We start from the raw sequence: 23,313 nt of genomic DNA on the forward strand, positions 1-23,313 counted from the left end.
CCCTGCCACGCGGCCGGGCGCCTCGGGTAAGGTGTCCAAAGACGTCCGGTAGCCACGACCTCCGCCCATGCGCCCCGCCCTCTTCCTGCTGCTGCTTGCCGTCGCCCGTCCGTCCTGGGCGGAGGACCCCGCGTCCACGAAGAAGGCAGCGGACGCCGCGCCTGCCGCGAAGAAGCCGGCCAAGGCCATCCACCTGGAAGCCATCAAGGTCGAAGGGCGCATCCAGAAGCCGGAAGCCTTCTATTTCCTCGACCGCTCCAAGCCGAGCTTCGACGACCTGAACCGCACGGAGAGCTTCGTGCCCAAGGTGGTCCAGAGCGTGCAGCAGGACCCGTTCTAGTCACATGGCCCTTCAAACCCGCCCCAAGCTGCTGCGCGTCGGCGTCATCCAGGACGGGCGCATCGTCGAAGAGCACCACCTGCTCCACGACTCCGTCACCATTGGCGACGACGCCCGCAACACCATCGTCCTGCCTCCGTCCGAGGCGCGCCCGCCGCGCTTCAAGGTGCTGGAGAACCGCGGCCAGCAGTTCCACCTCATCATCGACGAGCACATGCAGGGCCGCGTCAACCTGGGCTCGTCGGACGTGGACTTCGACGCGCTGCGCGCCCAGGGACTGGCGACGCGCCGCGCGGACGACACCTTCGACCTGCCGCTCCAGGAGAGCGCTCGCGGCAAGGTGGAGCTGCCGGACGCCACCCTCTTCTTCCACTTCGTCCCCGCGCCCGCGAAGGACGCCAAGGCCACGCTGCCCCCGGAGCTGAAGGCCAGCCCGTGGCGCACGGTGGACCGCCTCTTCTTCGGCATCCTCCTGTCGATGCTGGTGCTCTACGTGCTCAGCGTCGCGCTCATCGTCGCCCAGCCGGCGCCGGTGGAGGCGGAGGTGGAGCTGGACCAGCTGGAAGACCGCTTCGTGCGCGCCATCATCCCGCAGCAGCCTCCGAAGCAGGAGGAGCCGCAGGAGAAGGGCCCCACCGAGGAGAAGAAGCCGGACGAGGAGAAGGCCGCTCCGAAGAAGACGCCTGCCCAGGCCTCGACGTCCGCTCCCGTCAACAGCGCGGAGCACCGGCAGCAGCTGGAAGCGAAGGTCGCGAGCACCGGCATCCTCAAGCTGCTGGGCGGCAAGGGCCCCGGCGGCGGGGACGCCATCGCGGACGTGCTCGGGAGCGCCGGCAGCGGCACCAACGTGGCGGAGGCGCTCGCGGGCGCGCAGTCCGGCGGCGCGCTCGCGGTGGGCGCTGGCGGGGGCAACGGCATCGCCAACCCGCAGGGCGACACCGGCGGCAAGGTGGCGGGCATTGGCGCCACGCAGACGTCCGGCGCGGGCGCCGTGAACACCGGACAGAAGCAGGCCGTCAAGGTGCCCCAGGTCGCGGACGCGGTGCCGGAAGTGGACAGCTCCGAGGTCAGCCCCAAGGACCTGGCGCGCTTCATCCAGCGCATGAAGGCGTCCATCCAGCGCTGCTACGAGAAGGAACTCAAGCGCGACCCCACCCTCAAGGGCAGGGTGATGGTCCGCTTCAACCTCAAGCCGGACGGCCGCGCCGGCAACGTGGAGGTGGATGAATCCACCCTGCGCTCCGAGGGTGTCAGCAGTTGCATCATCACCACCATCCGCGGCTGGAAGTTCCCTTTCCAACCGAGTGACGACGTCCCCGTCAGCTACCCGTTCATCTTCTCGCCAGGGGAATAGGCTCGACCTCCCGGACCTTCCGGAGGCACCGGACTCGCGGGGAGCACATGGAGAAGCTGGCCGTCATCGCCACATCCCCCCTCTTCGAGATGCTGGCCCCCGCCGAGCTCGCGCGGCTGGCGGAGCTGGCACGGCTCTACCGGTATTCGCACGGGGAGGTGGTGTTCGAGGAGGGCGACCTGGGCGACAGCCTCTTCGTCATCGTGCGCGGCCAGGTGGAGGTGGTGCGCCGCGGCACGGACCACGGCGTGAAGCGCCTCACCGTGCTGGGCCCGCCGGAGTTCTTCGGGGAGATGGGCCTCATCGACAAGGACCACCGCTCCGCCACCGTGCGCGCCCTGGGCGAGGTGGAGCTGCTCCAGCTCACCGCGCAGGATTTGCGGACCTTCCGGTTGGCTCACGCGGACGGCTTCACCTTCATCGTCGTGAACATCGCGCGCAGCCTGTCCGCCCGCCTGCGGGAGGCCAACGCCCGCCTGGTCCCCCAGGACTGAAAACCGGAGTCCGAAAACCGGACGCGTGGACGATGGGGCATTGCGTTGACACCCCACCCCCTCGCTCCTACGCTCGAACCCAGAAGCTTGAAGGGGCCGGAAGGACTCGTGAAGCGCATGCGCATCCTGGGAATGCTCGCCGTGGTCGGAGGACTCGTCACCTCCGGGATGGCGCACGCGCAGGCGCCCGCGCCGCTGCCGCGCCCCGCCGCCCCGCCCGCGCTGGACAAGGCCAGTGACGTGCCGGACAGCCAGAAGCTGGAGCGCAGCACGCAGGCCCTGGGCGGCATGCGCGAGGCGCTCCGCCAGGTGCTGGAGAAGGTGGAGGAGGCGCGGCGCACCAAGGACGTGGTGAAGCTCAACTGCGCCAACGAGAAGCTGACGCAGATAAAAGGCCTCCTGCGCATCTCCGAGCAGGCCGACGTGGCCCTCCAGGAGGCCGTTAGCAAGAGCGAGGCGGCCCCCGGCGAGCACGAGTTCACCAAGGTGATGATCGCCCAGCAGAAGGTGGGCCAGCTGCGCTCGGAGGCCGAGGAGTGCATCGGCCAGCTCGCCTTCCGCACCGACGAGAACCTCTTCGTGGAGGTGGAGGAGCCCGACAACCTGCCCGGTGGAGACCCCACGCGTCCCCCGCCGCCGCCGGACCTCGTCGTGCGCCCTCCGCCCGCGAGCCCCGTGGACTGAGTGCCTGCTTCCTCCCACCTTCCCCGGTCCCGGCCCTGGACCGTTTGTTCCGATGGGGGAACCTGCGTGCTATGCCCGCCGTCCCACCGTCCGGAGCGCCGCTGACACCATGAAGCAGCCTGTTGGGACATTCCGTCTGGCCCTCGGGGCCCTGGCGCTCGCGGCGCTCCTGCCGCTGACGGCGTCGGCGCAGGCCTTCACGGGGGGACGGCCTCCGGGTGGCAACGGCCTCAAGGTGGGCAATGGGCGGCTGCACCCGACGCTGGACCTGGAGACGCGGCTGGACAGCGGCGTGGGCTACTTCCGCGAGGCGGGCACGGGTCCCCTGTCGCCGGACCTGTCCGGAGAGCTGGCGCTGCACATCCGCCCCGGGCTGCTGCTGGACGTGCCGTCCCCGAAGCTGGCCATCGCGCTGCGCGGCAACCTGGACTACGTGGCCTACACGGGCCTCATCACCGCGGGCTCCGGCGCGGCGTCGCACCTGGAGGGCGCGGCGGACCTGGCGCTGCTCTTCAACCAGGAGAGCACGCTGTCCGTGGAGGTCGGCGACGCGCTGACGCGCTCGGACCGCACGCGCACGGTGGCGCTGGGCGCGGGCGTGCTCAGCCTCTTCAACGAGGCGCACGTCAAGGCGCAGTGGAAGCCCGGTGGCGGCGCGCTGGAAGTGACGCCGGCCGTGGCGTACGCGATGGAGTTCTTCGAGCCCCTGGGCGGCATGGCCCCCGTGGGCTGCACCGAGACGGCGTGTGATCCGCTCGCCGCCAGCCAGTTCAACTACGGCAACCTGCGGCTGGGCGCGGAGGGCCGCTGGCGCTTCCTGCCCAAGACGGCGGTGGTGGTGGACACGGGCCTGGAGTACCGGGGCTACTTCAACGACACCACCACGCCCAGCGCGACGCTGCTGCACGCCATGGCGGGCGTCTCCGGCCTGGTGTCCCCGCGCATCACCCTGACGGCGAAGGCGGGCTGGAGCCAGAACCTGGGCGCGGGCGGTGGCGGCACCGTGGTGGCGCAGCTGGAGGGCACGTACCTGTGGGGCCCGTCGCTCACCGTGAAGGGCGGCTACCTGCGCGCCTTCGAACCGGTGGCCGCCTACGGCACCTTCCGCGACGACCGCGTCTACGCGGAAGGGCGCTCCGTGATGGGCAGCCGGCTCGCGCTGCACGCGACGGGCGCGCTGGACTTCCTCTCCTTCGCGGGCGGCCGCGGCGACACGCTGGTGACGCTGGACCTGGGTCCCGAGTATCAGATCCGCCCGTGGCTCGTGGGCGCGGTGGGCTACATGCTGAGCACCCGCTCCTCGTCGCTGGACGCCGCCGGCCTCAACTACACCCGCCACGAAGGCTACGCGCGGGTGTCCGTCTCCTACTGAGGCCCGCGCCCATGCGTTCCTCGCGGCTCACCGTCCTCCTCCCGGCCCTCCTCGCGCTCCTCTGCGCGTGCCACGCGGACACGCGTCCGCCGCCCCCTGCACCCACGCCCGCCGCGTCCACGGAGGCCGCGGCGACATCCGGCGGCAACCTGGGCCCCGGGGACGTGGTGGAGGTGCGCGTCTTCCAGGAGCCCGAGCACTCCGGCACCTGGCGCGTGTCGCCGGAAGGCACCATCGACTACCCGCTGTGCGGCAAGGTGGAGCTGTCCGGCCGCACCGCCAGCGCCGCGGCGGACACGCTGCGCGACTGCCTGGCGCGCTACCTGCGCCACCCGCAGGTGTCCGTGCTGGTGCGGGAGTACAACTCGCAGAAGATCTTCGTCTTCGGGGAGGTGCAGAAGCCCGGCACCTTCCCCGTCACCGGGGAGATGTCCATCATCCAGGCGATTACGCTGGCCGGTGGCTTCACCAAGCTCGCGGCGAAGAACAACACGCTCGTCACGCGGGTCATCGACGGACAGGAGCGCAAGATTCGCGTGCCCGTGGAGGACATCGGCGTGGGCCGGGAGCGCAACTTCCTGCTCCAGGCCGGCGACATCGTCTTCGTGCCGGAGAGCTTCTTCTAGAGCGTGTCCGCAAACTAGAGCCAGAGGCGAATTGAGGCGATGAGCACCATCGCCAGGTAGTTGGCGGCGCGCTTCTCGTAGCGCGTCGCCACGCGCCGGTTCTGCTTCAAGCGATTGAAGAGGCACTCGACTCGGCAACGCTTGCGGTAGGCCGCCTTGCGGAAGGTGCGAAGACGGGGCTGGTCTGAGCGAGTGGGGATGACAGCCTGCACGCGGTGCGCTCGGCACCAGTTGCGCAGGCTGTTGTAGCTGTAGCCCCTGTCTCCGACGAGTGCATCCGGCAGACGGCGTGGAGCGCCTGGGGAATGTGCCCGAGGGACTGCTCCGCCCGCCATGAGCGCGGGGAAGGCTTGCGTCTCGTGCCGCTGGCCAGCCGTCAGTGCAAAGACAAGGGGGCGGCCCGCGCCTTCCGCCCGGACATGGAGCTTGGTCGAGAAGCCTCCCTGGCTCCTCCCAAGCGCTTCGGCTTCCCCCCTTTTACCGGCGTGCCGCGCGCGCCGGCCGCATGCTGGTGGGCACGCACGACGCTGGCGTCCACATAGTGCAGCGTCCAATCCAGTTGCCCGTCCTCGTGCGCTTCGGCTTGGAGCTGGCGCAGGATTCGCGCCCAGATACCTGCCTCTTGCCACCGGTAGAATCTGCTGCTGAGCGTCTTCCAACTGCCGAAACGCTCCCGAGGCACCTCTCGCCACGGCACGCCCGTGCGCAGCACCCAGCAGATGCCATCCAACACCAAGCGGTGGTCCTTATTGGGACGTCCGATGGCAGGCCGCTGTGGTGGCAGCAGGCCGGCCAGTCTCTCCCATTGCGCGTCGGTCAACTCTCCCCGGCTCATGCATTCTCAACGCCGGGCGCCCTCGACCTATTTTGCGGACACGCTCTAGTCGCGCGGCGTCCAGCCGATTTCGTCCAGGAAGCGCTTCGCCTGGGTCATCAGCTGGGGCGCCAGGTTCGCGCCGCTCGCCAGCACGTCGCCCTTGAGCACGTCGAAGGGCCGCCCGTCGATGTGCACGATGACGCCCCCAGCCTCCGCCACCAGCAGGCCGCCCGCGGCGATGTCCCAGGGCTTGAGGCCGAACTCGAAGTAGCCGTCGAAGCGGCCGGCCGCGACGTACGCCAGGTCCAGCGCCGCGCTGCCGGTGCGGCGCATGCCCTGCGCCAGCAGGATGAGCTGGGAGAAGAGGCCCACGGGCAGGTCCGGGCGCTCGCGCACGTCGTAGGGGAAGCCCGTGCACAGGAGCGCCCGCTCCAGCGTGTCCGTGGGGCTGGCCTTCAGGGGCACGCCGTTGAGCGTGGCGCCCTGCCCCTTCGCGGCGGAGAAGAGCTCGTCGCGCATGGGGTCGTAGACGGCGCCCGCCACGGTGCCCTCCGGCCCCTCCACCGCCACGCTGACGCAGAAGTGCGGCACCTGGTGCGAGTAGTTGGTCGTGCCATCCAGCGGATCCACGATCCACCGGAACGTGTCGGTGCCCTGCGTGGCCCCGCTCTCCTCCGCGAGGATGGCGTGGCGCGGGTGGCGCTGGCGCAGGAAGTCCAGCAGCGCGGCCTCCGAGGCGCGGTCCGCGTCCGTCACCAGGTCGATGCCGCCCTTGAACTCGATGGTGCGGTGCTGAGGGAAGCGCTCACGGAGGATGCGGCCGGCCATGCGCGCGCCCTCCTCCGCGGTGCGGCGCAGCGCGGCGGGCGTGTCCGAGTCGTGGGCCATGGATGCGGGTTCCTCGTGTGAAGTCAGGAGGCGGGCTCGGCGAGCAGCTGCTCGATCTCCGTCTGGAACTGCTGGAGGAACTCCTCGGCGAAGCCCTCGTGCACGTGCCGGATGACGCCCTTGCGGTCAATCAGGAAGGTGGTGGGCATCAGCCGCACCTTCAGCAGGCGCTCGGACACCAGCGCGTTGGCATCCAGGAGGATGGGCACCTCCACCTTCGTCTCCTCCAGGAAGGTCGGAATGGCGCGCACGTCCTCGTCCACGTTGAGGGCGTAGGCCTTGAAGCCGCGCGTGCCGTATTCCTTCTGCAGCTGCGCGTACATGGGCAGCGCGTCCTTGCAGGGCTCGCACCACGTGGCCCAGACGTCCAGGAGGACGACCTGTCCCCGGTCGCTCTTCAGGTCATACGGCGTGTTGTCCGGGTAGTGCTTCACCTGGAAGGACAGCGGCTGGCCCTGGGCCCGGCCCGACTCCAGGGCGGAGCTGCTGGAGCGAGGACCGTCACCGGTCCGGTCCGTGAGCGGGGGCAGTGACGAAGGCGACGACGAGGCACAGCCCATGGCGAGCGCCAGGGCGCCCAGCGAGAGCAGGAACGGACGGCGCATGGCTCAGGTCCCCTTCCCCGCCCGGGCCTTCAGGGCGGCGAGCAGCTTCTCGATGAAGCCTCCGAAGGCGCCGTTGCTCATGACGAGCAGCACGTCGCCGGCCTTCGCCTCGGAAGCGACGCGGTCCACCAGCGTCTGCACGTCGGTGGCGCCGTCCGCGGCGATGCCCTGGCCCTTGAGCGCTTCGATGAGCTTGGGGACGTTGAGCTCCTCGCCCTCGGGCACCTTGTCGTGGCGCTCGGGCACCTTGAGGCTGGCGCGCGCGGCGCCGGGGAAAGCGTGCGCGTAGTCCTCCTGATGGATGTTGCGGCGGCTGGTGTTGGAGCGCGGCTCGAAGATGGCCCACAGGCGCCGGTCCGGGTAGCGGTGGCGGATGGCGGCGATGGTCTCGCGCACGGCCGTGGGGTGGTGCGCGAAGTCGTCCACCACGAGCACGCCTTCAATCTCCGCGCGCACCTCCTGCCGGCGCTTCACGCCCTGGAAGGTGGACAGGCCCTGCTGGATTTCAGCGAAGCTGAGGCCCAGGCCACGCGCGGCGGCGATGACCGCGAGCGCGTTCTCCACGTTGTGCGCGCCGGACATCGGCAGCGTCACGGTGCCCAGGTCCTGGCCCTTCTCCAGGACGTTGAAGCGGGCGCCCTCCGGGCCAAAGGAGAGGTTCTTCGGCGTGTAGTCCGCGTCCGCGCCCTCCTTCGCCACGTAGGTGATGACGGGCGCGGTGCCTCCGCGCGCGATGCGCACGGCGTTGGGGTACGCGGCGCAGACGACCAACTGGCCGTCCTTGGGCACCAGGCGCACGAACTTCTCGAACGTGGCCTCGTAGTGGGGCAGGTCGCGGAAGATGTCCGCGTGGTCGAACTCCACGCTCGTCACGATGGCGGTGCGCGGGCGGTAGTGGAGGAACTTGGAGCCCTTGTCCCAGTAGGCGGTGTCGTACTCGTCGCCTTCGACAACGAAGTGCGGGCCCTTCCCCACGCGGTAGTTGCCCGCGTAGTTCTGGGTGACGCCGCCCACGAGGAAGGACGGGTCCTTGCCCGCGGACACCAGCACGTGGGCCATGAGCGAGGACGTGGTCGTCTTGCCGTGCGTGCCGGCCACGACGACGGAGTGCGAGTGGTCCAGGAAGAGCGAGCCCAGCGCCGCGGGGAAGGACATCTGCTTGAGGCCCCGCTCGCGCACGGCGGTGGCCTCCGGGTTCACCCGGCGGATGACGTTGCCGATGATGACCAGGTCCGGCTTGGCCGCGTCCAGGTTGGCGGGCGAGTACGGGCTGCTGGCGGGGATGCCCCAGGTGCGGAGCATGTCGCTCATGGGCGGGTAGACGTTCTCGTCGCTGCCGGTGACGTCGTAGCCGGCGGCCTTGAGCATGCCGGCGAAGGAGCCCATGCCGGTGCCGGCCACGCCCACCAGGTGGATGCGGCGCACGGACTTCGGGTCGAGGGTGTCGAGGACGTTGCCGTTGTCGTCAGCCATGCTGCGGTTTCCTCAGGGGAGGACGTGGAGGTCGAGCGCCTCCACGACGAGCTCGTGGAAGGCGGGGCGGAAGTCGCGGATGCGCAGGTCCTGACGGCCCTGGGCCACGCGGTTGGTGATGAGCGCGACAACGAGCGACCGCCTCAGGTCCACCCAGAGGCTGGTGCCGGTGAAGCCCAGGTGGCCCACCGCGCCCGGGGGCGTGTCGCCAATGAAGCGGCCCGCGCTGGAGTGGCCCTTCGAAGGCGAGTCGAAGCCCATGGAGCGCGTGCTGCCCGCCACGAGCGGATCCGTGGCGAGCGCGCGGTGCCACAAAGGGCCCGGAGCAATCGCGGCATGCGTGCCCGCGGCGCCCTCCAGCACGGCCTGACCGAAGCGCGCCACGTCCACGGCGGTGCCGAAGAGGCCCGCGTGTCCCGCGACGCCATCCAGCACCCAGGCGTTGTCGTCGTCCACCTCACCGGGCCGGGAAGGCTGGGACGGCACGTCCTTCCACAGCGACTCCTGGCCGGGCGCGGGCTCGCGGGGGCGCATGGCGCCGGTGCGCGCGGTGGCACCGTCGGCGGGGAAGTCGGTGAGGCGGTGGAAGCGGGCCTTCAGGTCCAGGGGCTCCGCGATGTGGCGGAGGAAAAGCACGTCCAGCGGGGCGCCACCGGCGCGGGCCAGGATGTCGCCCAGGAGGATGAAGCCCACGTCGCTGTACGCGGTCTTCGTGCGCACGGGCGCATCCAGCGGCGTGGCGGCGGCGGCGTGCAGCACCTCCGCGTGCACCTGCGCGCGCAAGGTCGCGGGGCAGGCCGCGTCGAGCAGCTCCGGGTGGGCCTTGAGGGCGTCCGCGAAGAACGGGACGAAGGGAGGCAGGCCGGAGCGGTGGTAGAGCAGATCCGCGACGGTGACACCCGCGTCGCCCGCGGGCGAGCCGGGGAAGTAGCGGGACACGAGCGTGTCCGGGCCCACCTTGCCCTCGGTCCACAGGCGCAGGAAGAGCGCGGTGGTGGAGAGGACCTTGGTGAGGGACGCGAGGTCGAAGCGCGTGTCGCCCGTCACGTTGCCGGCGACGCCGCCGAAGACCTGCATGCCCTTGCGGAGCACCACGGCCTGGGCGGCGGGGAAGATGCCCAGCTCCACGCCGTCATCCAGCACGGCCTGGAGGTTGGCGATGGGGTGCTGGCTCATCCGGGGCTCACCGCGCCTTCGAGGAAGGTGAGGCGCGCGGAGTCCGCGTCCAGGCGCACGTGGGTGCCCAGGGCCACGGGGTAGTTGATGGCGCCATGGCCGATGGGGAAGCCCGCGGCGCAGGGCAGCTTCGCGTCCCGGGCCAGCTCACGGAGCACGTCCGCGCTGGAGTAGTTCGCGTCCTTCTCCTCGCAGGCGGTGAAGTCACCCAGCACGATGCCGCGCACACGGGAGAAGACGCCGGCCAGCCGCAGGTGGGTCCACATGCGGTCGAGGCGGTAGGGGCGCTCGGTGACGTCCTCCAGCAGGAGCACGGCGCCGTCGAGCGGCGGCATGTACGGCGTGCCCAGGAGCCGGGAGAACACGGACAGGTTGCCGCCCACGAGGGTGCCCTCGGCGGTGCCGGAGACGTAGGTGGCGTTGCCGGTGAGGGGCGGCGGGGCCTCGGAGGATTCGAGGAGGCGGAAGAGGTAGTCGTGGACCTGGGTGGACTGGCGGCCCAGCTGCGTGAGGACGGGCGCGTGGAAGGAGACGCGGCCCAGGGCCTGGAGCGCGCAGTGGATGGAGGTCAGGTCGGAGAAGCCGGTGAAGGCGACGGGACCGGCCTTGTCGAGCGGCAGCTCCGGCAGGAGGCGCGAGCTGCCATAGCCGCCCCGGGCGCAGAAGATGGCGCGGGTGGCGCGGTCGAGGAACGCCTGCGACAGCTCCTCCTGGCGGCGGGCGTCATCCCCCGCGAGGTAGCGGTGCGACGCGCCGATGTCGGGGCGGACCACCGGGCTGTAGCGCTCGGAAAGGATGCGCAGGCCCGCCTCGAAGGGGGCCTGTTCGAAGGGGCCCGCGGGGGCGGCGACCTGCACTGTGTCGCGGGGACGGAGCGGAAGGGGCTTGAGCCAACGCACGCAGCGCTTCATAGCACCCGGTACTGAGGCCACACGGTGTTTCAGGGAGGCCGTGGCCCGAAGCGTTGAGTACCGCAGGACGGAGGAACGAGGCCCCGTGGAGCGCTCGTCCGCCTGCCCGTCGCTGGATGGGAGCGGCCCAACTGGTCCGACAGTCGGACCAGCTCGGGACTGGCCACCGCCCTACCCCTCCGCGCTTCGTTCGAGGACCGCCGCGAAGAACCCATCCGTGCCGTGTCGGTGGGGCGTGACGAAGAGGAACCCGTCGCGGAGACACGCGTCTGGAAGCCAACCGGCGCCCGGGGTGACGACTCGGAAGTCCGGACGGGAGCGGAGGAAGTCCGCGACCACGTCCTGGTTCTCCGCGCGGTTGACGGTGCACGTCGCATAGACGACCCGGCCGCCCGGGCGCACCACGTCTCCGGCCCGGGCCAGGATGTCCCGCTGGACGGCGGTGTACCGGGAGAGCGAGTCCGGGGTGAGCCGGAAGCGGAGGTCCGGGCCCCGGCGCAAGGAACCCAGCTCGGAACAGGGCGCATCCGCGAGGACGCGGTCGGCGTTCAGCCCCGCCGAGGGAGGCGTCCGCAGCACCTGGACGCGGGTGAGCCCCGCGCGGGAGGCCCGCTGTTGGAGCCGGTCCAGCCGCTCCGCATCCGGGTCATAGGCGAGCAGCCGGCCTGAGTCATTCATGGCCGCCCCTAGCTGGAGCGTCTTGCCCCCTGCCCCAGCACAGAGGTCCAGCACGGTCTCCCCGGGCCGTGCCTCCACGAGGAGCCCCAGGAGCTGGCTGCCCTCGTCCTGAACCTCGAACAGGCCCTCACGAAGGGAGGCCAACCCATAGAGGTTCGGTCGGGGACCATCGACCTGAAGGGCCAGCGGGCTCCAGGAGCCGGGGCGGGTCGTGACGCCCTCGGAGGCAAGACGCGCGGCCAGGGCCTCACGGGAGATGCGGGCCGGATTCACCCGGAGCGTGATGGGGCCCGGCACGTTGAGGTGGGCGCAGAAGGCCTCCGCCTCCGGCCCCAGCTCCCGGAAGAAGTGGTCCGCCAGCCAGTCCGGCAGCGAAGCCCGGAGCGCCAGGGAGGGGGGCGCCTCCGTGCGCAGCGGGACCGGAGCCGGGAGCCCCGCCCACGACGCGGCATCCAGGGCGGGAACGCCCGCCAGGCCATGCAGGAGCGCGAACAGGAGCTGGGAAGGCGGCGCGTCCGGCGAGTCCAGCAGGAACCCCAGGCGGCGGCGCCAGAGGCCCACGTTGAAGACGGCTTCCTTCAGGGCCTGACGCCCATCGCGGGACAGGTCGCGGTGGGCCCGCAGGGTCCGGTCGAGGACGCGCTCGGCGGGGTCCCCTGAGAGGACACGGGCAAGCGCGTCGGACACGACAGGGCCCAGGCCCTCCAGTGCGGACCAGGGCTGCGAAGTAAGCCGGGAGATCGGATCGAACAGGACAGTTGACAGGGCAAGCTCGGTTCTCTAGAAGTCGCTTCCGTCACGGCAACGCACCGCCGCGACGGGACATATTCCCCGATAGCTCAGCTGGTAGAGCGGGTGACTGTTAATCACCATGTCCGTGGTTCGAGTCCACGTCGGGGAGCAAAAAAGAAGGCCCTGCCCTAACCCGGCAGGGCCTTTTTGCTTTTCCACGGACCTCGCGATGCATATCGCGGGGTCTTCGTGCTCAAGCCGCTGAATCCCAAGGGATTCTGGCTCGCGGTGCTGAAGAGGGCCCTCTCGGCTCTCCACCCCGCAGACCGAGATGCCTCTCTGGGCCTACCCAAAATTCGGTCGCAGCGTCATGGGTGCATCAAAGTTGCGTCAAAACGCGCGTCATGACGTGAGCGATACTCATGACGTGCGGCAAGATCCTCTCTACCATTCGATAGAGGTCGGAATTACGCCCGACGCAGACGCCTCAACACCTCTCTGCCTGCGTGTGGACATTCCCCTCCCGTCCTGCGACCGCAGGTAGGCTGGTGCAGCACGCGCGGGTCTACGAAAGTGTCGTTGGGAGGGCCGAGAGTCGACGCAGCGCGGCGCTCGTACCGGTGGTGGAGCCCGAAGCCTTCCCGTAGCTCTATCACCTTGGCTCCGTGCTCCGCCCCCTGCACCTCATGCGTCTCGGGCGCATCTTTCCCAAGCGCTAGGTGCGTCCAGTTCGCGTTGTAGTAGCGCTGGTACTTGAGCAGCAGGTGTCGGGCGTGGGCTTCATTCAGGACGACGACATGGTCCCGCAACACCCTGCGTATCGAACCGATGACTCTCTCCGCATAGGGATTCTGCCACAGACACCGTGCTGCACTCAGCACATCGCGAATTCCCCAAAGGAGGTGCTGCGTGCGAAGCTTCACGAACTGTACGCACAGTTCGATACGTCTAATAAGCATCACCAACCGAGGACGCCACGGTCCAAAGAAGGGCGCGCACGACGAGGACAATCGCCTTCGGCCTGAATGACTTCGAGATGATGCCTGCGTTCGTGAAGACCAGGACGATGACGCTGAAGGAAATCTCCCTTGAGTTCAAGGATCTGCAACATGGGCACGGATACACGCCGGACAAGCAAGAGCGCGCTGGGCTCGTGGAGATCGAGCAGGCCGAGTGGGTGTGCAAGGACTGGGTGTGATGAGTAAAGCAATTCAACTCAATCGAATTGAGACGATTCAGTCCGTCGAGCGCCACCTCCTAGACCTGCAGGAGAGCACAGGGGACGCGGAGCTGCGGCTTCCATCCGACATCCCAGAGCGCATCGGTGTGGATGCGTCATTACTTCAGTTGCTAATGACGTGGAGCCAAAAGCAAAAGGTGCCGAAGCTCCGCACCCTGGGGCTACTAAACAAGGACGCGGAGACTGCTCTTGACAAGATGTGCGAGAACGTCGTCGGACTTTCTGCGGTGACTTTGAGCCGAGCTATTTCGTCCTGGGACAACGTAGATATTCGATCGTTGGGCCACGCAGCGGCGGGTCGAAATGTCGACGCGATGGTCCAAGAATCTGCGAAATTCCAAAGAGGAACCTCGTTCGCTGTGCTCTGTTTCGACGGGACCTCCAAAGCGCATCCTCGAAATCTCTACTACGCGAATGGAGACGTGCTCTCGGCGAGAGACTTCAAGGCCTTGTTCACAAAACGTCTCGAGCTTGCCGAAGGGAACAGTGCTCGACGCGTGCGTATAGAGGACGTCGCTACGCGACTTGGGACGATCCTGTTTGAGACTTTCAAAAACACCCATCAGTGGGCGCGGACCACGATCGACGGCGTACCGCTCCGAAAGAGTGTGCGTGGGCTACTCATCCGGCGATACCGCCAGCATCCCGCTCAAGCAAACTCAAGCCTGGAAGAGCGTCACGAGAAGGACGCTCCGCTTGCGGGATTCTTAGCCAAATACCTCGACCCAGCAGGAAGTGGGGGGGTGCTTGAGATGTCCGTATTCGACGGTGGGCCAGGACTCGTTCGCCGCTTCCGAGGTACCAGCGACCTTACATCGCTATCGCTGGAGGACGAGCGAGCCGCCTGTCTGGAGTGCTTCGACAAGCACAAGACTTCATCGGGTATGCGGCATCGCGGAATGGGACTATGCGCAGCAATGCGTGAACTCCATCAACTTGGCGGGTTCTTGCGCCTTCGGACCGGTCGGCTGTCCCTTTTCCGGAATTTTTATGAGGAGCCTTTTGTGGAGGGTGCCCCCGCATCGTTTACCGACTGGCCAGGCTCGGAAAACGTAGCCAACGTCGCCGGGACCGTCCTGACTTTCATTCTTCCGATTCCAGAGGTGTCCCAATGAACGACATCTCGTCCATGAGCGGGATCTTTGTAACCAAGGAGTCAATACGTTCTCCGTCACGAGACGACCTCGTGGTGTACCTCGGTGTAACACCCATGCATCCCAGGGAGGTCGTAGCGCAGATAAAGTCGTTCCTGGAACGAAACCCAGGGACAGTTGGGGCAATCTGCATCGTCGCTCCAAAGTTCCGGCATGGTCGCGTCGAAGAAGTGATCGCTTGCGATGACTTCGTCCAGTTGAAAGCCAGGCTGGGCGTAGAGGGGCACCCTTGCCTTTTCGACCGTGACGGCCGGATCAATGGCATCGATGATACCCGTCTAACAAGGATGCTGAGACGAATCCTTACGAAGGTCGTGAGAGCCCGGCATGGCGTTTTGGGTGGCTCGGGAGCTGTGCACTATGCCAAGCCATCCCAAAAGCACACGGACCAATTCATCCGCACTGGGAACGTGCTCATCAACAGCGTCGAAGTGGAAATGATTGCATGGGGATGTCTACACCGCTTTTCGGAAAATACTTGCTTCGTCTACACCGACACTAGTGCGATTAATTTCGTCGCAGCATCGGTGCGCGATCTTCTCTCGGGATTCAGTCACACGCCGGCAACATTTTCCATTGACAGTTTCGGCTCATACAAGGGTCTTGAAAACTTCGCAGGCGCAAAGCATGACAGCATCTGGCTGCTCTCGGCGACAACCAGTGGAAGTCTGGCACAGAAGATCGTCGAGAAGCAGGGGGTCACATCCGAGCAAATCGTTTGCATCTTCTCGCTCGGGGCGCCGGCCGTATCGGCCGTATGTCATCTCGATTATGACGATGCGCACAACCCGGAGGGGTTTCCGCGTATCCAGTCTTACGCGCCCGACAACTGTGCCTTTTGTCGCGCTGGTTCGACAGCACTTTGGTTGACGGATGAGCAATTTCTGGTGTCCGACATCGCAGTCACCCCATATCTGCCCACACGAAAAGACCTTCCGAAGGACACTCTGGATGTACTTAATCAACTCGTTAGCCAGGACGTGTTCCGGGTTTTTTATCAACCGAATCAACACACGGAGAGATCGGACATCTTCTTGGACCTGGAGCCTCATTCCAGCCTGCTATTAAAGACTCCAAGCGCCGTACCCAGATTGGCGGCTCGGTTCAGTCGCCGCATACAGCAGTCCCTACCCGCCGCCACTGACGTGATTGTTCATCTTGATGATCCCGCATCCAAGACCCTGGCCTCGACGCTCCTGAACTACATCCAATCGCGTGGACCCACCCCTACGATGATTGCAGCCGGCACGTTGGCCAGCCCAAAGTTCAACGCGTCACCGGAGACGGTGGTCGTTGTCGCGGCGACTGTGGCATCTGGGACATCGGTAATCGATTTATCACGCACTTTGCGGCCAATTTCTTCAGTGAAATCGGTTTCATATTTTGTGCTGGTAGACAGGGGTTCCACCGAGGAGCACGCCCGCCAGACCCAGCAAAGCGTCACAACCACCGAAGACGGACATCGTTACGACTACCACGTCATTGCCCGACTCCCACTCCCGGACCCATCCGCAGCGACCGGGAACGCGTGGGACGATGAACTGGATCTGATCCAGCGGCTCTTAGACAGTTGTTCGGATGACGCCCTCATGACCACACTCGAAGCACGCCGCGACAAACTTGATGCGGCCAAGGCCCATACCCAGCGTGGACTCCGTGACCATCTGTTCTGGACATCTGAAAACGGCTCTATTCTCGCGTTGTCGCCAGGCTTCGTGTTCCTATCAGCAGACATTGATGTTTCAACCGTTTCTCAGGCGGACGTCTACAGCATTATCAGGTGCCTCCTCCACAGCCTTCGAACCAAGGGCAAGGAGGGCAAGGAGGGCAAGGAGCCACCTCTCAAGCAATATCCCCTGCATCGCAAGGTGCTCGACGTAGGTGTCTTCTACCGATTTAATGATCCAGCCCTCCAGGCAGCCATCCTCAGGGCTGCGGCTCCGGCAGAGTTGGATTACTCATACTCCGAAATGGGGAACCAAAGCACCAACGCACGCTTGCTGCTTGTCCGCATCTTCAAGGACCCAGTTGCTCCTGCTGCGGAGTTCGCATTGGCGCTAGCGGTTGGACGTCTGCGAATCAACGAGGACGACAAGAAGCAGGTCTTGGAAGAGGTCCGCGCGTTACCGACACCATTGGGCGCTGTAACGATGGCCTTCCTAGATGCATGGAAGTCACGTTGACACGCTCTTGCCGTCGCACCGAGAGAACGCGAGGACTATGATGAGGCAAGCGACGAATGGCCCCCGCATTCGTCGCAGACTACGACGGTGCTCATGGCCGTTGATCGAGGGAAGCGCAGAGCGTAGCCCTCGGTAGGCCCAGCCCATGCGTGACGGGCAGGGGCGAGCGCGCCAGAGCCCATAGATTGAGGCCATGGGCGCACCACTTTCGATGGACTTGAGGCAGCGGATACTCGACGCGTACCTGACGCGGGAGGAGTCCTGGGACGAGATCGCCAGGCGGTTCCGAGTAGGGGTCGCGACGGTTGATCGCCTCATTGGCCACTGGAAGCGAACCGGCTCTCTCTCGCCGAAACGCCCGGGCCCACGCCCCTTCTTCCGCATCCCTGATTCGCAACTGGGCAAGGTGAAGCGGTTGCTGGATGCCGCGCCCGACAGCACGACCCAAGAAATCGCGGATGCTTACGTAAAGCAAACGGGCGTGTGGGTGAGCCGCGCCACCATGGGACGTGCATTCCGCCGATTGGGTTACACGCGCAAAAAAAGTCGCTCCTCGCCTCCGAGCGGCGGCTGGCGAAGAATCGCCGGGCCCGCAGACGGTATTTGGCTACGGCCGCCCAACTGACGCCCGCGAGTCTCCACTTCATCGACGAGACTGCCGCAACCCTCTCTATGACGCGCCGGTATGGGCGTGCTCGGCGAGGGCAGCGCGCTCGAGGCTACGTGCCCCTGGGCCGTCGTCAGCAAGTCACGACGATAGGGGACCTGACGCTCCGAGGAGTGGGGCCGGTACTGACTTTCGAAGGCGCTACGAACAGCGAACGCTTCGAAACCTACGTTCGCGAGGGACTTCTGCCCATCCTCAAGCCTCATGACGTGGTGGTCATGGACAACCTCAGCGTCCATCACCGGCCAGTAGTCGAGCAACTCATTCGCAGTCGCAAGGCCAGGCTTCTCTTCCTGCCTTCCTACAGCCCAGATAATCGTGCTGGTCGAAGATGAAGACGCTCATGCGGGCCCTCGGAGCCCGCACGCATGTGGCCCTCCGCGAAGCGATGCGAGAGGCTCTGGCAACCGTGCGACCGCAGGACGCAGCGGCGTGGTTCGCCTACTGCGGCTACCCCCTCAACCACCGTGAGCACCGTTGTAGGGCAGCAGGGTGATGCGATTGAGCGCGGGGGCGGGCAAGGGGCTCGACTGGCTGCTGTGTGCCTTCAGGTATGCCTCCAGCGCGTCGCTGTCCACGGCGCCACCCAGCCGGTTCGTCCCCTCGGCGAACACCTGGAAGCCATCACCCCCACTCACGAGGTAGTTGTTCGCGGTGACGCGGTAGTTCGCCGCCGGGTCCACCGTCACGCCGTTGATCCGGATGGACGCCGGGTCGACGCGGCTTCCGACGGGCGCCGACGCGCTGAACGCATAGGTGAAGCCCGCCGACGGAAGCAACATGAGGGTGGCTCCCGACGGCCGCCACTGCCACTCCAGCAGTTGCTCGATTTGCGCGCCCGTCAGCGTCAGGGTGACCAGGCTGTTGCCGAACGGCTGCGTGGTGAAGGCCTCGCCGTAGGTGACCTCGCCCTGGGCGATGTCCGCGCGCACTCCGCCCGGATTCATGAAGGCCACCTGCGCCCCCCCCAGGTTCGCGGGCTTCGTCGCCTCCAGCTGCGAGTCCGCGATGACGTAGCCCAGGGTGGACTGGCCCACGGAGTCCGACTGTGTCCTGAGCGTCTGCGACACCCAGCCGATGACCCGGTTGGCCCTCGGCGTGACGAGCCCCTGGTACTTCGTCACCAGCTCCTTCACCGCGCCGACCTCCTGCACGTCGCGAGTGACGATGACGTTGTTCGCTCGCGCCTCCACGACGTCGCCCGTCGCCTTGCTCAACGTCAGGTCGATGTCCGTGATGAGCTGCCCCATCGACGAGGCGCTCGTGACGACCTTGCCATCGATGACGCAGTTGTAGGCCTGATGCGTGTGGCCGCTGACGATGACATCCACCGCGTCGTTGAGGCCCTTGGCCACGCCCACGATGGCACCTGAGATGAGGCCGTCCGCACCCGCGCCCTTGCATTCGTTCACAAGCGAGCCCGAGGTCGGAATTCCGCCCTGGTGCACCACCACGATGATGGCTTCGATGCCCTGCCGTCGCAGCTCCGGCACCAGCGCGTTCACCGTCTGCACTTCGTCCTTGAAGGTGAGCCCCGCCACGCCCGTGGGCGTGACGATTTCCGGCGTGTCCTCCAACGTCATGCCGATGAAGGCCACCTTCACGCCCCCGAACTCGCGCACGTCGTAGCGGGGGAACAGCGTGCGGTCCACGCCCGTGGCCACGTTGGCCGCCAGGAACTTGAACTTCGCGCCCGGGAAGCCATCCCCGTCCAGGCAGCCATCCACCGGGTGGCAGCCGCCCGACTGCATGCGCAACAGCTCCGTGCTGCCCTCGTCGAACTCGTGGTTGCCCACCGCGACCAGGTCCAGGCCAATCAGGTTCATCGCCTCGACGGTGGGCTCGTCGTGGAAGAGCCCCGACAGCAGCGGGGAGGCGCCGATGAGGTCTCCCGCCGCTACCACCACCGTGTTCGGATTGGCGGCCCGCAGGGCCGCGATGTGCCGGGCGAAGTACGTCACGCCGCCCGCGTTCACCCGCACCGGTCCACCGTCGGGGGCCACGCCCGTCAGAATCTGGGCCGCGGGCTCCTCGAGCTGCCCGTGGAAGTCATTGAACGCGAGCACCTGCACGCTCACCGTGGTGGGACCCGAGTCGGGAGTCCCCGCGTCGGGAGTCCCCGCGTCGGGTCTCCCCGCGTCGGGCGTCCCCGCGTCCGTGCCGGAATCCGGGGGCGGCACCTGGACGGAATGCTGCTCACAGCGCTTGTCCTCGCAGACCCATTCCGTGTTCGAAGCCGGCGGTCCCTTGTCTTCACGGCAGTCGGCGGCGTCCTGGCACTCGTCACCTCCGCAGCCGCCCTGGGCGAAGAGGAACATGCCGGTGACGAACGCTCCGGCGAGCAGGAAGACGCTGGGACGCGCTCCCAGAAGTGACGAGCGCGGTGTGGCTTGTGGCATCGACGGAACTCCAACGAACAGGGCGGGAGAACCTACTCGGGTTCGTGGACGATGGCGCGACTTCATGGCCGCACGGTGAAGCTCGCGCCCCGACTTCGTCTCGACACGGGTCTGCGGCTGTCTGAGCCTTCCCGGGTTTTGTGGACAGGTGGGTTACGCGGCCAACACGTCACCCAGGCCCGGTCGGGCTTTGATGGATTGAAGTCGCGAGCGAGCACGTTGGGGGCCACCGGCAAGCCGTGCTTGGAGTCCGTGGTGTGCACGAAGCGCCGGCGCCGACGGGCCCGCAGCCCGGCCTCGCGCATCAGCCGAGCCACGCGATGCCGGCCTACGTGCTGCCCCTGCGCCTTGAGCTCAGCGCCAGTCCACTCATGCTCCTCCAACCCCAGCAGGCGCGCCGTCCCATCTCAGCGGAGGGCCTTCTCCAGCTCCTCGCGACTGAAATCCCTTGAGAGGTTGTTCGGGTCCCAGAGGGCGGCCAGCTCGACGATGGCCGGCAGCAGGGCCTGGATGCGGTCCTTGAGCCTGGCGCGCACGTGCTCCTTGAACCGCTGGTTCTTCATGCGGGCCAGCTCGCGCACCTCTTCCGGGACGCGGTTGACCAGGTCGTCGAGGGGGCGCAGGCCCCGCTCGAGCGCGCTGTCGGCCTCGCTCTGGAGGTTGTCCGGCAGGGCCTTGAGCTTGCCGGCGGCGTCCTTGCGAGTGATTTCCTCGAGGTGCTGACGGAAGAGGTAGGACTCCGCGAGCTGCTCGAGGGTCTCGCTGCCCAGGGACTGGACGAAGATGCCCTTGAACTTGTCGCGGAACTTGTTGTCGAGCTCCTCGGTAAGCCTCCAGTCGGTGTCGATGGCCGAGCACACCTTGTCCTTGAAGCTGGAGGCCTCGCTTCGCTGGGCCGAGCTGGGCACGCGTGAGGCCCAGTCGGAGAGGTAGCCCTTGGCCTGGTCGAGCATGACCTTGGCCTTCCCCAGGTCGTTCTTCTCACGGTACGTGTCGACCTCCGCCCGCGTCGCGTTGAAGAGCAGCAGGACGCTGCCCTTCTCCGCCTGCACCAGGCTTTGGTAGGCCGACACCAGGTTGCGGTAGTGGCCCTGCTGCACCTGGTAGACTTCGGAGCCACCCTGCACGGCGTCCAGCAGGTTGCGGTCGATTTCGTCGGGGATGTCGACATCGAACAGCGAGGCGACGAGCTTGGCCAGGTCCACGCCCTTGCCGCCCAGGAGCTTGTCATCGAGCTTGAGGGCCACGTCGAGCGACTTCGCGGTGGCGCGCGAGACGCCCTCGCTGGTGCGCTTGAGCACGCCCGGGGCGAGCTCGTCGACGATGGACTGCGCCATCCGTGAGACCTGCTGCACCACCTGACGCTGGTCGTTCTCGAAGATGACGTCCTTGGACAGCAGGAAGGTCCACTTGTCCCACAGCTCGCCCAGCATCTTGTTGAGCAGGTCCTGGTGGACGAGCAGGTCATCATGGAGCTGGGGCGTCTGCACCGCGGCCAGGGAGCCGAAGAAGGCCATCTCGTGCTCCAGCGCCTGGTACCAGAAGAGCTGGAGGGCGGGCGAGAGCATGTTGTCCTTGGCGGCATCGCCAAAGGCGCGGCTGATGTCGGCCGTGGCCGTGGCGCAGCGCTCCTGCCACTTGCGCTGCGTCCCCAGATTGCCGGCGCTGGTGCGCTCGCTGGCGTCGAGCATGGCCGAGAGGGCTTGATCGGCCGCGTTTCCAACCTTCACGATGGCGTCGCTCAAGGCGCGCTTCACCGTGTCGGGGGCGCCCTCCGAGGCGCGGTTCAACCGTTCATTGAGTTCAGAGACGCGGCTTGAGTACCAGCCCATGGAGTGCTCCTTACAGGCTCTGCTCGCTGGTGATGCGCCAGGGGCCGCCGCTGCGGCGTTGGACCGTCCAGCGCCGATGCACGTCGACTGAGTTGAAGGTGCGGGTCTGGCCCTCGAAGAGGCCGACGTGGTCCAGTTCCAACTCGACCTCCTCGACGCGCGGCAGGCCCGGGGCCTCGTCGCCCCGGATGACGACCCGCACCTCGCCAATCCAGCGCACCCGCGCGTCGAGCACCTTGTCGAGGATGAGGCGCCGCGCGCGCACCCACTCGCTGTCGCGGCCGTTCCAGGTCCAGACCGGGTAGTAGATGGGCCGGTCGGCGTCTGGCACGGCGCGCCAGTCCGCGAAGAGGCCGTTCCAGGTCTCCTGGTCACCGCGCTTCACGGCCGAAATCATCGCGGTGAGGACCTCGCGCGGGCTCGCGTCGTCGGCCGGAGCGCCGAAGCTCTCCTGGCTGAGCGTCTCCTCTCCGGCGAAGCGCGGTCCGCCCTCGCTCGGGTCGCTGACATCGACGCAGACCACGCCGCCAACCAGCGCTGCGACGGGCTCCACCTCCAGGCCGGCGGCGGTGCGGCCCGAGCCCGCGAGCAGGCGGGGATCCGGAAGGATGCGGCCGAGCACGGCGATGTCGAGCCTCACCGACGGGGCAACGCGCTTCTGGTAGCGCTGCATGGCGGAGAAGACCTTGTTCATGGCCGGGGTGTTGGCGGGGCAGAAGACCCAGGCGCCGGACTGGTTCCAGGCCAGGTAGTTCTTGCCCATGTCGACCAGCCACTCGCGCTGCGTCAGCGTCGGCAGTGAGACCAGCTTGCCGGTCACCGCCGAGCGGTCACCCCGGAAGGGGTCGACGACGGGGAAGGCGCCGAGTGTCTCCCCTGCACGCGCCTCCAGCAGGACCTTCCACGCCGCCGCGGCCTGGAGACCGATGGCCTTCACCTGCTCCTCGCCCCGGGTGCGGAACTCAAGGGCATCCGCCGGGAGCGTGACGAGGTCTCCATCGAGACAGGCACGCACCGTCTCCCAGTCCTCGCGCATCGCCGTCGCGAAGGGGCCGGGATGATGCTCGACGAGGAAGTCGACGCGGGCCTTGTGTCCGAGGTGATTCGCGAGCTCCGCGCGCGTCCCTCGCGTGGTGCGCCAGGCGCCGAAGGTGCTGTCGAGCAGGCGCTCCCAGTCGAAGACGCGCTTCTCGAGCCATGACATCCAAGCCTCGTCGAAGCCGTCGCGACCCATGCGCTCGGGTCCTCCCGGTCCGATGATCTGCCGCGTCGTATCGGCGATGCTCCAGGTGCGTTCATGGAGCAGGGCGCCGCTGAACTCGTGCTCCTCCCAGCCCTCGCCGGGCTCGCGCCGGCGAACGATTCGCACCTGGACCTTGTCACCCTCCTTTCGCCCCTGTTTGTCCCAGGTCTGGTTCTCGGCGTACTGGCCGAGCATGAAGGGCACGGTGCGCTGCGTGGTGGCCAGGTCGGGTGGCTTGACGACGGGCTGACCGTCGATGGCGATGACCCGGTCGCCCACGCGCAGTCCCGAACCGCGGAAGCCGCTGTCCCAGGAGATCCACGACACGTGGAGATGGGGCGTCAGGGCGTCGAAGCGCGCGTCGAGCTTGAGGCCGCTGCGCAGGCCCTCTTGGAGGTATTCCTTCTCGGCGCCGCGTGGGTTCATGAAGGCGTCCCTGCCCTGA

The 23,313-nt window shown here is 67.3% G+C and carries 21 protein-coding genes, 1 tRNA gene and 2 pseudogenes; 12 read left to right on the forward strand and 12 right to left on the reverse strand.

From position 1 onward, the window contains the following. Positions 1–67: 67 nt before the first annotated feature. The 6 genes from D7W79_RS04530 (at position 68) to D7W79_RS04555 (ending at position 4,870) form a co-directional block, all read left to right on the forward strand. On the forward strand, positions 68–340 hold the full coding sequence (locus D7W79_RS04530) for a hypothetical protein (protein WP_120524094.1): 273 nt from the start codon (positions 68–70) through the stop codon (positions 338–340). Positions 341–344: 4 nt separating this feature from the next. Beyond that, entirely contained in the window at positions 345–1,694 is a 1,350-nt protein-coding gene (locus tag D7W79_RS04535; RefSeq protein WP_120524095.1) for an AgmX/PglI C-terminal domain-containing protein, read from the forward strand. A 47-nt stretch (positions 1,695–1,741) separates the two neighbouring features. Continuing rightward, on the forward strand, positions 1,742–2,188 hold the full coding sequence (locus D7W79_RS04540; protein WP_120524096.1) for a cyclic nucleotide-binding domain-containing protein: 447 nt from the start codon (positions 1,742–1,744) through the stop codon (positions 2,186–2,188). A 117-nt stretch (positions 2,189–2,305) separates the two neighbouring features. Next, a complete protein-coding gene (locus D7W79_RS04545; RefSeq protein ID WP_120524134.1) occupies positions 2,306–2,872 on the forward strand; it encodes a hypothetical protein in 567 nt (188 codons plus the stop codon). 109 nt (positions 2,873–2,981) lie between these two features. After that, positions 2,982–4,244 carry a hypothetical protein gene (locus tag D7W79_RS04550; protein ID WP_120524097.1) on the forward strand — a complete coding sequence of 421 codons (1,263 nt, stop codon included), beginning with the start codon at positions 2,982–2,984 and terminating at the stop codon, positions 4,242–4,244. 11 nt (positions 4,245–4,255) lie between these two features. After that, positions 4,256–4,870: a polysaccharide biosynthesis/export family protein gene (locus tag D7W79_RS04555; RefSeq protein ID WP_120524098.1), complete on the forward strand. Its 615-nt coding sequence runs from the start codon at positions 4,256–4,258 to the stop codon at positions 4,868–4,870. Between the two features lie 14 nt (positions 4,871–4,884). Here the strand turns inward: D7W79_RS04555 and D7W79_RS04560 are convergent. The 7 genes and pseudogenes from D7W79_RS04560 to D7W79_RS04590 all read right to left on the reverse strand — a co-directional run bounded on the left by D7W79_RS04560 (position 4,885) and on the right by D7W79_RS04590 (position 12,105). Next, positions 4,885–5,705: pseudogene (locus D7W79_RS04560) on the reverse strand (IS5 family transposase). Positions 5,706–5,750: 45 nt separating this feature from the next. Beyond that, complete coding sequence (locus D7W79_RS04565; RefSeq protein WP_120524099.1) at positions 5,751–6,575, reverse strand: inositol monophosphatase family protein; 825 nt, start codon at positions 6,573–6,575, stop codon at positions 5,751–5,753. A gap of 23 nt (positions 6,576–6,598) precedes the next feature. Then, on the reverse strand, positions 6,599–7,180 hold the full coding sequence (locus D7W79_RS04570; RefSeq protein ID WP_120524100.1) for a TlpA family protein disulfide reductase: 582 nt from the start codon (positions 7,178–7,180) through the stop codon (positions 6,599–6,601). A gap of 3 nt (positions 7,181–7,183) precedes the next feature. Then, the gene (gene mpl, locus D7W79_RS04575) at positions 7,184–8,653 is read right to left on the reverse strand and encodes a UDP-N-acetylmuramate:L-alanyl-gamma-D-glutamyl-meso-diaminopimelate ligase (protein ID WP_120524101.1); all 1,470 of its coding nucleotides are present in this window, start codon (positions 8,651–8,653) and stop codon (positions 7,184–7,186) included. A gap of 12 nt (positions 8,654–8,665) precedes the next feature. Further along, on the reverse strand, positions 8,666–9,829 hold the full coding sequence (locus D7W79_RS04580; RefSeq protein WP_120524102.1) for a serine hydrolase domain-containing protein: 1,164 nt from the start codon (positions 9,827–9,829) through the stop codon (positions 8,666–8,668). Next, positions 9,826–10,740 (reverse strand): S66 peptidase family protein, encoded by a 915-nt coding sequence (locus D7W79_RS04585; RefSeq protein WP_120524103.1) that lies wholly within the window; start codon positions 10,738–10,740, stop codon positions 9,826–9,828. Before D7W79_RS04585 ends, D7W79_RS04580 begins: the two co-directional genes overlap by 4 nt. 171 nt (positions 10,741–10,911) lie before the next feature. Beyond that, a complete protein-coding gene (locus tag D7W79_RS04590; protein WP_244221594.1) occupies positions 10,912–12,105 on the reverse strand; it encodes an RsmB/NOP family class I SAM-dependent RNA methyltransferase in 1,194 nt (397 codons plus the stop codon). Positions 12,106–12,246: 141 nt separating this feature from the next. On the opposite strand from D7W79_RS04590, the gene D7W79_RS04595 reads away from it, so the two are divergent. Further along, positions 12,247–12,319 (forward strand) — tRNA-Asn (locus tag D7W79_RS04595). A 298-nt stretch (positions 12,320–12,617) separates the two neighbouring features. On the opposite strand, the gene D7W79_RS44790 is transcribed toward D7W79_RS04595, so the two are convergent. Further along, a complete protein-coding gene (locus tag D7W79_RS44790; RefSeq protein ID WP_244221596.1) occupies positions 12,618–13,109 on the reverse strand; it encodes an integrase core domain-containing protein in 492 nt (163 codons plus the stop codon). Positions 13,110–13,216: 107 nt separating this feature from the next. On the opposite strand from D7W79_RS44790, the gene D7W79_RS45640 reads away from it, so the two are divergent. From D7W79_RS45640 to D7W79_RS46065, 5 genes are all read left to right on the forward strand, one after another. Beyond that, positions 13,217–13,348: a hypothetical protein gene (locus D7W79_RS45640; protein ID WP_272491320.1), complete on the forward strand. Its 132-nt coding sequence runs from the start codon at positions 13,217–13,219 to the stop codon at positions 13,346–13,348. Beyond that, positions 13,348–14,505, forward strand: coding sequence for a hypothetical protein (locus tag D7W79_RS43135; RefSeq protein ID WP_147441797.1), 1,158 nt, complete (start codon positions 13,348–13,350; stop codon positions 14,503–14,505). Before D7W79_RS45640 ends, D7W79_RS43135 begins: the two co-directional genes overlap by 1 nt. Next, positions 14,502–16,727 (forward strand): hypothetical protein, encoded by a 2,226-nt coding sequence (locus D7W79_RS43140; RefSeq protein WP_147441798.1) that lies wholly within the window; start codon positions 14,502–14,504, stop codon positions 16,725–16,727. Before D7W79_RS43135 ends, D7W79_RS43140 begins: the two co-directional genes overlap by 4 nt. Positions 16,728–16,920: 193 nt before the next feature. Further along, positions 16,921–17,352 carry a helix-turn-helix domain-containing protein gene (locus tag D7W79_RS04610; RefSeq protein ID WP_120524106.1) on the forward strand — a complete coding sequence of 144 codons (432 nt, stop codon included), beginning with the start codon at positions 16,921–16,923 and terminating at the stop codon, positions 17,350–17,352. Further along, positions 17,331–17,729 (forward strand): transposase, encoded by a 399-nt coding sequence (locus tag D7W79_RS46065; RefSeq protein ID WP_120524107.1) that lies wholly within the window; start codon positions 17,331–17,333, stop codon positions 17,727–17,729. The genes D7W79_RS04610 and D7W79_RS46065 overlap by 22 nt, the downstream gene beginning before the upstream one ends. A gap of 123 nt (positions 17,730–17,852) precedes the next feature. Here the strand turns inward: D7W79_RS46065 and D7W79_RS04620 are convergent, their stop codons facing one another. The 4 genes and pseudogenes from D7W79_RS04620 to D7W79_RS04635 form a co-directional block, all read right to left on the reverse strand. After that, entirely contained in the window at positions 17,853–19,793 is a 1,941-nt protein-coding gene (locus D7W79_RS04620) for a bifunctional metallophosphatase/5'-nucleotidase (RefSeq protein ID WP_120524108.1), read from the reverse strand. Between the two features lie 167 nt (positions 19,794–19,960). Next, positions 19,961–20,152: pseudogene (locus D7W79_RS44795) on the reverse strand (IS3 family transposase); the annotation flags it as partial. A gap of 48 nt (positions 20,153–20,200) precedes the next feature. Beyond that, positions 20,201–21,625, reverse strand: a complete 1,425-nt coding sequence (locus tag D7W79_RS04630; protein ID WP_147441799.1) for a hypothetical protein — start codon at positions 21,623–21,625, stop codon at positions 20,201–20,203. A 10-nt stretch (positions 21,626–21,635) separates the two neighbouring features. Next, positions 21,636–23,294 carry a hypothetical protein gene (locus tag D7W79_RS04635; RefSeq protein WP_120524111.1) on the reverse strand — a complete coding sequence of 553 codons (1,659 nt, stop codon included), beginning with the start codon at positions 23,292–23,294 and terminating at the stop codon, positions 21,636–21,638. Positions 23,295–23,313 lie beyond the last annotated feature (19 nt).

This window comes from Corallococcus exercitus, assembly GCF_003611585.1.
In the GTDB taxonomy this organism is placed as follows: Bacteria; Myxococcota; Myxococcia; order Myxococcales; family Myxococcaceae; genus Corallococcus; species Corallococcus exercitus.